We start from the raw sequence: 12,632 nt of genomic DNA, 5'->3' as shown, positions 1-12,632 counted from the left end.
TTTCAAAAATTTTCACCCAAAAACTAAATTTAACTCATGTGTTTAGACCCAGAAGACCATATGGAATGGTACGAAAGAACGAAATCTCTTTCAACGGAAAGACTCCATAATTTAGATCTCTACTGGAGAGACAATTTTGAAAACTCTGTTCATCAAGAACTTCATTCAATGGTTCAAATGATCTTGATGGAGAGAGGTGAGAAAACATTGGAGATGAAAAGAGAAGAACAAATTAAAGGACTTAATCGATCTCTCCGGTTATCTAACCCTTTGGGTCGATTTGTTTCAGGAATCAACAGCGTATTCACTACGAGAACAATGTCATGACTAAAAAAAACAAAAACGAGAAGACACAAAGACAACTCGAGATAGATCAACTTGATGAAATGCTTTGGCGTTCAACTCCGCTTGGGAAATTTCTTTCAACAATAAAAAGAAAAGCATCTAAAGTTTCACGTTCAGGAGCTGTCACTTACAAAAAAGAAAAACGATCTTGGGTCGTAAGAATTCCATCTGCTTTTGTTTTTACTGGTGCAAAAACTGGAGGTTTTCAGACAATTGTTATGGCAGAAACACGAGATCAGGCATGGGAAGAAGCCTCAAAATGTGACGAATGGGAAATTCTTGATTTCTTTATTAGTCATATGAAAGTTTTCCCTCAGGATCCCCTTTAAATCTTTACAACATGTCAAACGAAATCGCCTTCGAAACTAATGCATTTGCTGTAAACAAAGAGGTCTGGATAAAAGCTTCTAACTTTTTAGGTGTTGAGAAAGAAAATACAACATTCCAAATAAGAAGATTGAGTCCCAATAAAGTCCAGATCACTAAATTGAGCGGCGATATCATGGCTGAATTTTCTGCGAGAGTTAAAGGCAATAAAAAACTTTGGTCACTAAAGTAAGCAGATAACAAGTAGGTCAAAACCTCAAGCATTTAATAAAGATCTTCCTTTTTTGGAGCTTTATATTTACTTTCAAAAGTGAATAATAAGTTATGAGGAATCACTATCAAAGAACCAGAACAATAGATCAACAGGAGGGGCAACCCTCCTCTTTTAACAACACATTTTTTATCATGAAATTTGCATCCTCTGGCCGAATCAAATTAAATGGCACCACTTTTGGCGGCAATCTTGATCGTCGCTATTCAACTGTCTGGGGGCGAACATTAAGACAACAATCTGCACAACTAAGACGCTCTAGTAACAACTTTTGGTTATGAGCAAAAGCGAGCTCAGTTTCATCTGGGCTCGCAACCACATCCCATACACACAAACAAGATAAAAGTATCTCCTTAGATTTTTTGATGAATGAAAACAAATTCAAATGAAATCAAAATCAAATTAGAGAAAGTATTAAGGCTCTCAGAGTCTAGTAATGCAAATGAAGCTGCTGCTGCAGTTCACAAATTAAACACCCTCTGTAGACAATACGGAATAGCAAAAATAGACTTATCGGTTCCTTACAATCCAAGCTTTGATGAAATAATTGAAATTCCTTATGGACCCAATTTCAAAAGAACCGATATTGCTGCAAACTTAATCTATAAGTCAGTAGCCTATTTTTATAATGGTTCTACAATTATTGATTGGGATCCCTGCAATAAAACAAAGAAACTGAAAATTGTTGCCTCAAAAAGCAATCAAATCCAGATTGAATTATATAGTTCATACCTTCTTGAGACTATGGAAAAAATATCCAAAACCGAAAAAAAAAGAAGGCCAAATTCACCTTCATCCTATCGCACAAATTTTCGTAAAGGTTTTGCCTTAGAAATCCAAGACAGACTCTTAAAACTAAAAGAAAAAGCTGAAAAAGAGGGAATTAAAGAAACTAATCAATCAGCGCTTGCCGTCTATAAAAATAATAAAAAAGAATATAATAATTCATTAGCATTTATCAAGGAAAATTATCCAGATTGCAAGAGTAATAGGGAAAAAATATATCCTAAATATGGTTTTCATGATGGCACTTCAGCCGCTGAGAAAGTAGGCTTATTCAAGCAAGCGAATGGGATGGCAAATAATAAACTAATAAATTAATTGATATAAAATAATAAACTAATAAATCAACTAAGGACTACCTATTACTTTCCAGATCTTTGATTTCAGCAATTCAAATGATTCTAAATTTGGTGCTCTATTTGAAAAAAGAAGTGCCAATCCTAATTGTCGATCATTTTTTAATTTATCATTTACAATTTCTAACCATCTAAATTCATCAGAGCCTAGAGAATCTAGGAGCAAATCAAAAGATTGTAAGTTCACCGAATCTTCTGCAATTATATTAATTTTTGAAAACTCACTCGCAAGAGCATTCTCTGATCTAAGAAGAAGTTCATATTGTTCACCAACTTTTATCGGTTCAATTGGCCATGGAATTAAGCCGAGAATCGGCTTTTCTGAGGAAGCTCTATCTCGATACAACAGTATCCCATTTTTTAATATCGCAATTTCATTTAATGGATCAGGAGAAAAGATAAGGGGTCTATCAAAAGAAACCTTTGCAATAGCAATATTAGATCCTTTCTCAAGGGTAAATACTGGTGTAATCAAAGTTACATTTTTATTGATAGACGTATTACTACGCGACGACTCAACAATAGGAAGCGATTGTACATTGATCCAACCATCGACAGTATCCCATCTTTTAGAGAATTGGTCTCTTAACAAAGTGAGGGTTGATTCTGAGCCTTTAATAAAAGATTTTTTTTCTTTCAAAGGCTCTGTAGATATTGAATTTGAATCAAGTATTCTTACATAACGAAGAAATTTACTAGCACCACCAAGGAAATTCTTCAAAGGCATCACAAATTGATCTTTGTTTAAAACAAATTTTGGAATCAGGTGTTTGATTTCAGGATTTGTTAGTACACCTCTAATAAAGACAATATTATTTTCATCATCAATTTGAGCAGCAAGAGTTATTTGTGGTGCGATTCGACGTTCAGTCCAAGGCTCAAGGGGGATAGAAATAGTTTCAGAATCAAAGCCAGTAATGACAACCTGTACTAAAAAATTATTTATATTAATAATGCGAAAATCTTTTCTCAATTTATCAATAGGAGAGATTGATACCTTTAACTTGTATTTGTCAGCTAAAGTTTGAATTGCAAGATAAGCTAATTCTGCCTCCCCAACGCATTTATCAAAATCTAATAAAATCGACTCCTCCGGAATTGGGATTGCATCTATCAAAGATTCATTTTTCTGATTTTCATTAGTCATGAATCAAGTACCTCTCTGACAAATTTGCGAATTGGGCTTATTCCATCGTTTTTAGAGCATAGATAAAATGAAAATTGATCAATAAAGCGATCAACAATAGTCGTATTTTTAAAACTACTTTCAAAATTCGAATATTTCTTCAATTCAAGAACGGTATTTTGAGAAATTATTTCCGACATCTGTTTTTCAGCAAGTACTTTCGAAATAAACATTCTCTGTTTTTTTACTTCCTTTTGAATATTTTTTTGACTAAGACCCTGAGAATATAAAAGCCAAATAGTTTTTCTAATCGGTTGTTTATCCCATTGTAATTTATCATCTTCAATTTTTTTCTTTATTTCAGATAATCCAATATCTCTAATCACCATCAATATCAAATTCTTGTCTTCATCTTCACCCCAAATTTGTGGATCTTCCAAAAACTTATTTTCATAAACCTCATTAAATTCAACTATTATTGGGCTTTCTAGGGCACGAATAGCTCTATCAATTTTCAAGAGATTTTTATCATTCTCTTGTTTTGGCTCAAGTGATTGAAGAAATTGATAGTCAGGTATCCAGCCCGAGCTACTTTTGGTTTGAGTTTTATATTCTTCTTTTGCCTGCTTATATATTTTCAAATAAGATGCATGAAGTTTTTGAAGATCAATAAGAGTTTCATCTTTATAGCCATACTTTTCACAGGCTTCTTTCACCCTTTTGCTTGATGTATTAGCTAGCAATGCAAACGGAGATATATTCCTAAAGCCATACTGTCTTAAAAATTTTTTTAGACCTGCACTCCATTGAACTTTTCTAGTAGCCCAAGTAGAAAGCTTTACGCCAAAGGAAGGATCGAAACTTTGAATAACATCTACACCAAAGGGGACATCCTCTTTATTCATTTTTTTAAAGAATAAAAAGTCTATGGGCCTTCTGACAAAACGTCTTTTAGCTTTACTATCAGATTTTCTAGGTATCCTTAAAAAACTCTCGCCACCATCATTTAGAAACTCATCAGATAAATCAGCCTTTAAGCAATCAGCACAGAAATTTTTATACTTTTCAAAAATATCATTAACAGTAAAGTAGATACAGTGACTTACACGACAACGAAGACATAGAAAAGGTTGCAGAGATGATTCGTCTCTAAAAAGCTTGGTAAAAAACAATTGATCAAGTTCGTTGGAAGTCTTATCACCATTGATAGAGTTTTCAATTATGAAGCTCTGTGCTGTTGTCAATAAAATATTTTGAGCTCCTTTAGAAGAGCCATCCGCAACCCAAATAGTGGAATAAGGTGAGGGCAAGGAATATAGAGATATATATAACTATAAATAAATTCGGCTGAAAAACATGAAAAGGTCAAAAATTCACATTAAATAATTCATAAATATACAAATGAGAAAAACGTAAAAATTTTATGATTTATAATGGTAGGAGAATTAATGAAGAAGTAGTATAATTCTAAAACAGAGACAATAGGACAAAAAAGGAATTAAATTAAGGATGAAGGAGAATGATACAAGACAAATCTCCAGAACAGTTATATAAACAAGCTTACTCAAAATATAGAGAGAAGAAATATGATGATGCAAAGAAATTAATATCATGCTTTATTGATGATAAAAATACTATTAGGAAACAAGATATCCTATTGAAAAATATTAATATCTTATTTCTAATAATAGATATAAACTTCGAAGAAAATAATATCGAAAATATAAAGTCGAATTTTTTAGAGATAGATGATCTAATAAATTTTTCAAACGAAAATTCAAGTCATAAAAGATATATACAGGAAGTATATTGGCATTATCTATCCAAATTATCTAATCTGGAATATATAGAAAGTAATTGGGATTATGTAGAAAAATGTAATTATAAAATGCTAGAAATTTCTGAAATTATTGAGAATAGAAAATTACAATACAAATCATATAGATGTTTATCATATATATATGGTCGAATTTGTTTAGACAATAGAGATCTACACATTAAATATACTTTAAAGGTTCTTGAATATGAAGAAGAATTTGAGAAAGAAGAAGATATTAGAGTAGACTTTCTTTCCGCATACCAAGAAATTATAGAGACATATACAGCGATCGGGAGAACAAAAGAAGCTAAGTATTATTTAGAAAAACAAGATAGGCTTTTAAAAAAATATAGTCCAAATATACATCACACTATAATGAATAAAATAAACAAAGGTGGACTATATTTTTCTACTAACAATTATTCAAAAGCAATAGAGACATATGAATCTGTTTTAAATATTATAACCAAGAAGAGATATCCATTTATAAGCCTAAAGAAATATCCAAAAATATTAGATTGCCTTGCTTATGTATATGAGGAAATATCTGACCTTGAAAAAGCAATTTATTATCATTCAAAAAAGAGAGATATTATAATAGAAGCTTCAAAAGGAAAAAAACCGAAAGAACATACTAAAATTGATAATAATACTTTAGCGAACTGTTATAGTAATATTGCTAGTATTTTGATAAAGAAAGGATCATATAATGAGGCGATATTAAATTTAGAAACTGCAATAGAACTACCAGAACTAACAAAACGAACGCGATCAGATATCTTTGATCAGATGGGTTTCGTATATGGAGACCTTGGGTTAGACGTCCCGGAAGAATTGTTTTATCGAGAAAGTTATAAGATCAGAAAAGAGATAAAAGATGAAATTCTTTTATCATCTTCAATTCGTAGAATAGCTAGCGTGCTTTCTAAACAAGGACGTACTTCAGAATCAATAAAGATGATAGAAGAAGCTCTTGAAATTGATGAAAAATTTTATGGTAAGTCATCAATCGGAACTACAGGTTCTCTAGATGCTTTAGGACATGAATATTCTTATATTGGTCAAAATAGAAAGGCTCTAGAATATTATGAAAAAGCACTTAGAATAGCGGAAATTAATTATAAAACAAATCATTTTAGAATTAATATAGCAAAATATAATATTGGAAGTTGTTATACAGATTTGATGCAATATGAAAAGGCAAATACTTATCTTAATGAAGCACTAACTAACATTTTAAAATTAAAACCTTATAATATAACAACAGTCAACTGTATTATAGCAGTTATAAGGAATGACATATTTAGATATTACAATAACACTCAAGATTTAGAAATGAAGAAAGCTATATTTTCAGAACTAAAATCTCTTTATAAGAAGTGTATTTATTTATCATCAGAACTCGTACAAAATCAAACTTACTTTAAATCAGAATATGAAAGATTGAATTTTCTTTATAGAATGCCCTCTATTGATTCTATTTATGAATTTTCATTAGATAATAAGATATTTTCATATCTAGCTCTGTTGCATAGAATTAATTATCATGGTTTAATTGAAGACGTTGAAAGGAGAGTAAATCGTCTATTAATTTCCTCAGAATCAACTAAGAAATATGCCTATAGGATTAGAGATTTAACATCTAAATTATCCTCAAGAAAAATCGAATCAAAAGAAAAAGCTGCCTTACAAAAAGAGATTTTAGAATTAAATAAAACTTTATATTCTAAAGCACCCTTCTTGAAGAATAAATTATATCAAGTTGAGGAATTATCTAAGATAATTCCAAAAAATGCAATTTTAATAGAATTTAAAAAATATACATATGGGTTATTATCAAGGTCAAAATTCATATCACCTGAATATAAGGATTCCACTTCAGATGAGATGCCTACAAAAAGTATTTATATGGCACTTACTATTTCCTCAAAAACTGATATAGATTGTATTAATTTAGGTAATGCAAAAAAGATAGAGAAAAAGCTTAAACTAGCATTAGAAGCCACAAAATATAATAAAAGTGGACAACAAAAACTTTGGGATGATCTTAGTAATTTAATTATTAAACCATTGGAAGATAAAATATCTAATAAAGATATATTATTTTTTGCGCCTGATGGTGAGCTAAATAGATTTCCGTTTTCAATACTAAAGAAGAAGAATTCTGACGAATATTTATCTAAAAGCAAAAAAATACGCTTATTAACCTCCGCTAAAGAGCTTTTTAGTATCATGAAGGAAAATACAACTAAAAGCAAAAAATCAATAGTTATCGCAAATCCAGATTTCGACTTAGATAACAATAACCCGAGTCAAAAAGAGAAAGATACTTTTGCATCAGAGAAAAAAAGAGCTCCTGATCTTAATTTCAAAAATTTTTCTACTTTAGAGGGTAGTCAAAAAGAAGGTGAACTCATATCTAAACTTATTAGTGCAAAGTTTTTATCAAGAAAAAAGGCGACACCAAAAACAATTAGTAATTTAGACAATCCCTTAATCCTACACATTGCAACTCATGGGTTCTATCTAAATAACAATAATCTTTCCAATCAATCTAGGATACATCCGCTTTATCATCCTCTCTTGAGAAGTGGTGTGGTCTTAGCAGGAGCAAATAACTCTGAACGAAATACTGATCATGATGATGGTTACCTGACAGCAGCCGAATTCGCAAAGATGGAACTAAGTGGTACTGAAATGGTAGTCATATCATCATGTGTATCTGGAGAGGGCGTATTTGAAGTGGGAGAGGGGTTTTATGGACTTAAAAGATCCCTATCAGTCGCTGGTGCGAGATCAAGTCTTCTATCTCTATGGGAAGTTGATGATGCTGCTACAGCAGAATTCATGGGAAGTTTCTACAAATATCTCATAGAGGGAAGAAGTAGAGAAGAAGCATTCATTGAAACTCAAAAAAGTTTCAGGGATGGGACAATAACAAGTGCTAATCCATTATTGAATTGGAGTGAACCTTACTACTGGGCAGCTTTTCAACTTAGTGGTGACTGGAGACCAATTCAAGGTATTTAAGATCCCCCGAAACTAGAATTATCTCTCAAAAAAAAGATAAATTTTTTGGGAATCATTAAACGAAAGTGAGGACAAGAAGAAAGTATCTTCAAAAAATCAAATGAAAAAATCCTCTGCTATCCCATTGCTTCTTTCAATTAGCATAGCATTATCTTTAACGTCTATAAATTTATTCAAGACATCAACCTTATTCATGCCAGATGAATACAAATTAGTAAAAAAAATTGTAAACAGATTAGCAGATAAGAATGATTTAGGAGAAAGAGAAATAGCTTTTAGTATTACGACAGGAGGTGTTGCCTCTTACTACGCAAAAGATGTAGGCCTATGTAAAAGAGATTCAAAAGAATCGTGTGCTTATTATAAATTTTTAAATCCTTTCAAAAAATATCCTGATCCAACTATTAATGAGATTATTAGGCTCTCATATTTATCTGGATCAGGCTCCGCATCAGCTAGTTCTCTTGGAACAATAGCAATTGATCGTAATTATTTTCGAATCATGGATGGGAAAGAAAATCTTATGGTTTGTACGATCGGGCATGAATTGGCACATATTCTTAATTTAGATACATCCAATGATTCGCTAAGACTAAATGAAGAAAGCAAAGGGCTAAATAACGACAAACGTGATGAGTTATCTGCTCGTATTAGTCGAGAGACAGAGCGTAATGCAGATCTCTATTCACAAGAAATGGTTATAAAAGCTGGGTATCCAAAGAACACTTGCATAAAAAAGATGGAACACACAATGAAAATTAGGTATATACCTAAAGTCACGAAATTGGATACACATCCAACTATTCCTGAAAGGTTATCTGCTTTAAAAGGAGCAGTAAACACAAATCAAGAAAAAAGATATGAAGAGGTTGAAAAAACGAGAATAGTTTGGGAGTTCAACAGAGATCTAAACATATTGAAGTTCATCCCCATCAAAAGTAAGAAAGATTAATTCAGTCAAAAAATAGAAAGTCAAAAAAGGGAATCACACTTTAAAAACCAGAACAAGAAGTAATTGTACGGAGAAAAACTCCACAATTTACAAAATCATGAACACAATTTCCAACAACAACAAAAATGACGAAATTGGTGGCTGGATAGTTCTTGGCTGTCTTGCTATTGGTGCTATTGCAGTTGCAGCTGCGGCTGCACCAGCAGTTGCCGCAACTGGAGCCTACTTGGGGCCAAGTGTATTCATGGGTCCAAGAGGAGGGCTATTCAGAATAGTAGGTAATCGAAAAGTTTATGACGTAGCTGCAACAGCTGTTAAATGTTTATATTAAGCAAAATAATATTTAAACATTTAGACATCTACATACTTATAATCAACTTCCTTTTAATCAAAAAAAGGAAAGAGACTTAAAATGTATTCTTAGATAATGGTGAGATAAGAATGATTATCTCACCATCTTTTTATATCTATGGCCATAACAACAAGAGCAGAACGAAAAAGAAGACGACTCGATGTACTCGAGAAATTGAACACTGGCTGGGGAGTAGGTGACACCATTAGCTACCTAGTGAAGGACTACAAAATCACCAGAAGAAGTGCAAATATGGATGTTGCTTGGGCTAGTACTGAGCTTTGTAAGAACTTCGATAAGACTGAAAATACAGATATGTTGGCTTGGCTTTTGACACAGATTCAACGTGTGGCTGTCAAATCTTAGGCGGATAAACAATACGGTGCAGCAGTTGGTTGCTATAGATTAATTTACGATTTAATTTTCAAAGACATGAAGAAAGGAAAATCCACGTCGACGTTTCATGGTAACTACAAAAGGTAATAGTTGTTCTCAGCTCATATTGGACTAAAACTAAAAATATTTAGATACAAATCAGTAATTTTTCTATTTTTATTGAACCAAGTTGAGATCTCAAAATCATTTGGAATCAATAGCTCTAGGTCAGAACTATATAACGATAAGAATAATTATTTTCGATGTCACTTAAAAATGATCCAAGACAACCACAATGCTTATCAAGTGTTTCAAGCTTCAAGATTTACCTGATTGAACCAATATTGGAAGGAATCAATAATTCAATCAATAATTCGTGTAATCAATTGGTACAGATGGAAAAACATATAAGAGAAAAGGACGATGAAACTCAACAATTGATTCTTCTAAAAAGTCAGGAGGTGATCGACGAGGTTACGAAACTCTCCAAAGTTGTGAAAAAGCTGTCAGTACTTTTAAATTTGAAAATTAAGATTAATTCAGGGAGATAGAAGCCTTGAAGAATTTTCTCATCTCAGGACAAGTTGATGAATACAGAATAAGAGTTAATATTTTTGCCATGTCTCCAAACACTGCAATAAAGATTTTTCGGCAAAAATATCCCAACGCAAAAGATATCTATGTTATACAAGGCATCTTCAAAAGGTAATTGTTGATCTCATTGCGTATTGGGCTGCGACTGGACAATATTTAATGGTTTTCAGATTCGAATTTCAGCCAGACGAAACGGCAAAAGCATCGCAAACAGGTCAATTAGTCTCAAAATGAACATACGTAACTGTCGTACAAACAGTTATTCAAACTCTCTTTTCTCAACTTTATTTCTAATTAATTGAAGAAGTTGTTTTATTCTCTCATCTTCACCAGGAACTGGATAAGGTGAGTTCCAACGATGATGACGTTGTAAAACAAATAAAGCGCAGCGAAGTTCTGTTAAAGAAGCATTTAAAGGATCGTTGAATACTTTATTCCTTGTCTCAAAAGCAGATTCAGAGTTACCACATACCTCATAAGCATTAATTGTTAGTGCAAATTCTTGCCATGGTTCTTCGTACTCAAAAGATTTATCTTCTGGATTAGGGATCTTTTCTAGAACAAGATCCTTATTAGGGATTAATTTTTTCTTCATCGCGTAAAAGTAAATTTCATTGTTTAGAGATATGCGGCGCCTTCAATTTCCTGACTAGTCACTTGATTTGTTTTAACCGAATACCTCATCCTTTTAAAAAGTTTTTTGGGCAGTTCTTTCTCTCCAGACCAAATCGCAAATTTTCTGAACTCTTTTAATTCACAATAGGTTAACGTCTCTAAATCTTGTGCTTTGTAGTGAGTTAGGCATTCTTTAAGACTAGGGATTTCCTTGCTCCTTTTAGAGATCTCCTCCTCCTCCTCCTCTTCTTCATCCACTTCATCCTCGTCGTTTTTATCTTCTTGACCTAGATCATCTTCATCTATCTCGTCGTCCCAAGGATCAATGGGAATTTCAAAGATGGGACGTTTCCCACATTGCGTTTCCAAACGATCAGCCTCGGCTACTAACTCTTCTCTATATTTTTTTTCTTCGGCAGTTTCCTTCTCTGGGATATAAGTAGGGTCTGCGTTTACCATTGCGCAGATAACAAATTGTTGTTTGTTAGTGAGCGTCATAAACCCATGATGCCACTTTCTTTTGACTTCCATTTAAAAATTAGAGAGTGATTCCTTCTTTTCTCAAAGCAGCTTTGACTTCACGAGGAAACTCACAAAAAGTATTCCTATAAGCCTCTAAAGCAATTTCATCCTTATGGAATTTTGCGAGCTTGATTCTTTCGATAAACTCATCATGATCCAAAGGTTGAAGGTTTTTCTTTTTCCTAATAGGTAGAGGGCGAGCCATAAAAAGCCTTGAAATTTGAAGGTGGTTTTTATGAGCCAGCCGTTCTTTGGATATGAAACGGATCTATTTCTTGGGTGGGACTTAGAGCCAACTCTAAGGATTTAGCCGAAATGCGACTTGCCAACCCGTGCTTTTTAAAAAAGATAGCTTGATTAATTGAATTTGCAACATCTTTCACGAGAAACCTCGCAAAAAAGTCTTATTCTTTTTCTAATACGACTTCGAGAAGCCTTGCTATAACTGTACCTCTGGACTGGAGCCCCCATTCTTTGCGTAGTGCTTCTATTTTGTCCATTAAGTGCATTGGAATCGGGACCCGGACATTCATGTAGTCTTTTCGTGATTTGTCTGGAGATGAGTCCAAAGCTTTTCTAGGTAACTGAAAAATTCTTAATTAAAGGGTTACACAAATAATGACGGAATCAAACCCTCTTTTTATTTAAGAAAATAGAATCGTTCCCAATCTGATTGCTTTGGCTTATTTCTTCGAGCGATTGGATATTTTGCTTTAACTGACGACAGAAAATAGTGTTCCTAATTGTTAGCTAAAAATTCAATATATTTTTTCAATGTATAGCCATGACAATCGCAAGGGTATTTAGCTTGTAGACCTACAGCATCATCTTGACCTCTAAATCTTCGACAATTACAAACAAGATCAATATCTGTTCCGGATTTAAACTCTTTCACTCTTGCTTCAAACCACTTTTTAGCTGCTTTTGGAATATTTCCATCTTCATGCCAACTCTGCCAAACCAAACTATCAAACATTTTTATGCCCTCTTCCCTTACAACTCCATCGATTCTGTCGAAGGGGTTTCTTACAGGACATTTTGGTTCATTTATAAAGAATCTCTTTGCTGACTTTGGACCATGGATCCATGAACGCTTTTCCATGGAGCCAAACACCTCTATTTGGTCAAAATATTTCTTTGGATGGACTTCAGGTTCAGTCATATG

The 12,632-nt window shown here is 32.9% G+C and carries 16 protein-coding genes; 10 read left to right on the top strand and 6 right to left on the bottom strand.

What is annotated here, in order from left to right:
- The first annotated feature begins 36 nt into the window (after window positions 1-36).
- The 5 genes from SIB53_RS10390 (at window position 37) to SIB53_RS10370 (ending at window position 2,044) form a co-directional block, all read left to right on the top strand.
- Window positions 37-327 carry a hypothetical protein gene (locus SIB53_RS10390; protein WP_413678112.1) on the top strand — a complete coding sequence of 97 codons (291 nt, stop codon included), beginning with the start codon at window positions 37-39 and terminating at the stop codon, window positions 325-327.
- Complete coding sequence (locus tag SIB53_RS10385; RefSeq protein WP_413678111.1) at window positions 324-674, top strand: hypothetical protein; 351 nt, start codon at window positions 324-326, stop codon at window positions 672-674. Before SIB53_RS10390 ends, SIB53_RS10385 begins: the two co-directional genes overlap by 4 nt.
- Window positions 675-685: 11 nt before the next feature.
- Window positions 686-904, top strand: coding sequence for a hypothetical protein (locus tag SIB53_RS10380; protein WP_413678110.1), 219 nt, complete (start codon window positions 686-688; stop codon window positions 902-904).
- Between the two features lie 173 nt (window positions 905-1,077).
- Entirely contained in the window at window positions 1,078-1,224 is a 147-nt protein-coding gene (locus tag SIB53_RS10375; protein WP_413678109.1) for a hypothetical protein, read from the top strand.
- An 88-nt stretch (window positions 1,225-1,312) separates the two neighbouring features.
- Window positions 1,313-2,044: a DUF2786 domain-containing protein gene (locus SIB53_RS10370; protein ID WP_413678108.1), complete on the top strand. Its 732-nt coding sequence runs from the start codon at window positions 1,313-1,315 to the stop codon at window positions 2,042-2,044.
- 30 nt (window positions 2,045-2,074) lie between these two features.
- Here the strand turns inward: SIB53_RS10370 and SIB53_RS10365 are convergent, their stop codons facing one another.
- Both SIB53_RS10365 and SIB53_RS10360 read right to left on the bottom strand, forming a co-directional pair.
- Window positions 2,075-3,229 (bottom strand): hypothetical protein, encoded by a 1,155-nt coding sequence (locus tag SIB53_RS10365; RefSeq protein ID WP_413678107.1) that lies wholly within the window; start codon window positions 3,227-3,229, stop codon window positions 2,075-2,077.
- A complete protein-coding gene (locus tag SIB53_RS10360; RefSeq protein WP_413678106.1) occupies window positions 3,226-4,518 on the bottom strand; it encodes a hypothetical protein in 1,293 nt (430 codons plus the stop codon). Before SIB53_RS10360 ends, SIB53_RS10365 begins: the two co-directional genes overlap by 4 nt.
- A gap of 209 nt (window positions 4,519-4,727) precedes the next feature.
- Between SIB53_RS10360 and SIB53_RS10355 the strand changes: the two genes are divergently transcribed.
- The 5 genes from SIB53_RS10355 to SIB53_RS10335 all read left to right on the top strand — a co-directional run bounded on the left by SIB53_RS10355 (window position 4,728) and on the right by SIB53_RS10335 (window position 10,287).
- The gene (locus tag SIB53_RS10355) at window positions 4,728-8,057 is read left to right on the top strand and encodes a CHAT domain-containing protein (RefSeq protein ID WP_413678105.1); all 3,330 of its coding nucleotides are present in this window, start codon (window positions 4,728-4,730) and stop codon (window positions 8,055-8,057) included.
- Between the two features lie 100 nt (window positions 8,058-8,157).
- Entirely contained in the window at window positions 8,158-9,009 is an 852-nt protein-coding gene (locus tag SIB53_RS10350) for a M48 family metalloprotease (RefSeq protein WP_413678104.1), read from the top strand.
- A 97-nt stretch (window positions 9,010-9,106) separates the two neighbouring features.
- Window positions 9,107-9,340 (top strand): hypothetical protein, encoded by a 234-nt coding sequence (locus SIB53_RS10345; protein WP_413678103.1) that lies wholly within the window; start codon window positions 9,107-9,109, stop codon window positions 9,338-9,340.
- Window positions 9,341-9,478: 138 nt separating this feature from the next.
- Entirely contained in the window at window positions 9,479-9,727 is a 249-nt protein-coding gene (locus SIB53_RS10340) for a hypothetical protein (protein WP_413678102.1), read from the top strand.
- A 272-nt stretch (window positions 9,728-9,999) separates the two neighbouring features.
- The gene (locus SIB53_RS10335; RefSeq protein WP_413678101.1) at window positions 10,000-10,287 is read left to right on the top strand and encodes a hypothetical protein; all 288 of its coding nucleotides are present in this window, start codon (window positions 10,000-10,002) and stop codon (window positions 10,285-10,287) included.
- Between the two features lie 302 nt (window positions 10,288-10,589).
- Here the strand turns inward: SIB53_RS10335 and SIB53_RS10330 are convergent, their stop codons facing one another.
- The 4 genes from SIB53_RS10330 to SIB53_RS10315 all read right to left on the bottom strand — a co-directional run bounded on the left by SIB53_RS10330 (window position 10,590) and on the right by SIB53_RS10315 (window position 12,629).
- Window positions 10,590-10,925, bottom strand: coding sequence for a hypothetical protein (locus tag SIB53_RS10330; protein ID WP_413678100.1), 336 nt, complete (start codon window positions 10,923-10,925; stop codon window positions 10,590-10,592).
- A gap of 23 nt (window positions 10,926-10,948) precedes the next feature.
- Window positions 10,949-11,476: a hypothetical protein gene (locus tag SIB53_RS10325; RefSeq protein ID WP_413678099.1), complete on the bottom strand. Its 528-nt coding sequence runs from the start codon at window positions 11,474-11,476 to the stop codon at window positions 10,949-10,951.
- Between the two features lie 7 nt (window positions 11,477-11,483).
- Window positions 11,484-11,672: a hypothetical protein gene (locus SIB53_RS10320; RefSeq protein ID WP_413678098.1), complete on the bottom strand. Its 189-nt coding sequence runs from the start codon at window positions 11,670-11,672 to the stop codon at window positions 11,484-11,486.
- Window positions 11,673-12,206: 534 nt separating this feature from the next.
- Window positions 12,207-12,629, bottom strand: coding sequence for a hypothetical protein (locus SIB53_RS10315; RefSeq protein WP_413678097.1), 423 nt, complete (start codon window positions 12,627-12,629; stop codon window positions 12,207-12,209).
- Window positions 12,630-12,632: the final 3 nt, after the last annotated feature.

It is taken from the genome of Prochlorococcus sp. MIT 0916 (genome assembly GCF_047305155.1).
GTDB lineage: Bacteria > Cyanobacteriota > Cyanobacteriia > PCC-6307 > Cyanobiaceae > Prochlorococcus_B.
The sequence above is the reverse complement of the archived record's forward strand: the minus strand, read 5'-3'. Positions and strand labels throughout refer to the sequence as shown.

Coding starts and splice junctions, on each gene's coding strand:
- SIB53_RS10390 (WP_413678112.1), top strand. CDS start 37: ATGTGTTTAGACCCAGAAGACCATATGGAATGGTACGAAAGAACGAAA.
- SIB53_RS10385 (WP_413678111.1), top strand. CDS start 324: ATGACTAAAAAAAACAAAAACGAGAAGACACAAAGACAACTCGAGATA.
- SIB53_RS10380 (WP_413678110.1), top strand. CDS start 686: ATGTCAAACGAAATCGCCTTCGAAACTAATGCATTTGCTGTAAACAAA.
- SIB53_RS10375 (WP_413678109.1), top strand. CDS start 1,078: ATGAAATTTGCATCCTCTGGCCGAATCAAATTAAATGGCACCACTTTT.
- SIB53_RS10370 (WP_413678108.1), top strand. CDS start 1,313: ATGAAAACAAATTCAAATGAAATCAAAATCAAATTAGAGAAAGTATTA.
- SIB53_RS10365 (WP_413678107.1), bottom strand. CDS start 3,229: ATGACTAATGAAAATCAGAAAAATGAATCTTTGATAGATGCAATCCCA.
- SIB53_RS10355 (WP_413678105.1), top strand. CDS start 4,728: ATGATACAAGACAAATCTCCAGAACAGTTATATAAACAAGCTTACTCA.
- SIB53_RS10350 (WP_413678104.1), top strand. CDS start 8,158: ATGAAAAAATCCTCTGCTATCCCATTGCTTCTTTCAATTAGCATAGCA.
- SIB53_RS10345 (WP_413678103.1), top strand. CDS start 9,107: ATGAACACAATTTCCAACAACAACAAAAATGACGAAATTGGTGGCTGG.
- SIB53_RS10340 (WP_413678102.1), top strand. CDS start 9,479: ATGGCCATAACAACAAGAGCAGAACGAAAAAGAAGACGACTCGATGTA.
- SIB53_RS10335 (WP_413678101.1), top strand. CDS start 10,000: ATGTCACTTAAAAATGATCCAAGACAACCACAATGCTTATCAAGTGTT.
- SIB53_RS10330 (WP_413678100.1), bottom strand. CDS start 10,925: ATGAAGAAAAAATTAATCCCTAATAAGGATCTTGTTCTAGAAAAGATC.
- SIB53_RS10325 (WP_413678099.1), bottom strand. CDS start 11,476: ATGGAAGTCAAAAGAAAGTGGCATCATGGGTTTATGACGCTCACTAAC.
- SIB53_RS10320 (WP_413678098.1), bottom strand. CDS start 11,672: ATGGCTCGCCCTCTACCTATTAGGAAAAAGAAAAACCTTCAACCTTTG.
- SIB53_RS10315 (WP_413678097.1), bottom strand. CDS start 12,629: ATGACTGAACCTGAAGTCCATCCAAAGAAATATTTTGACCAAATAGAG.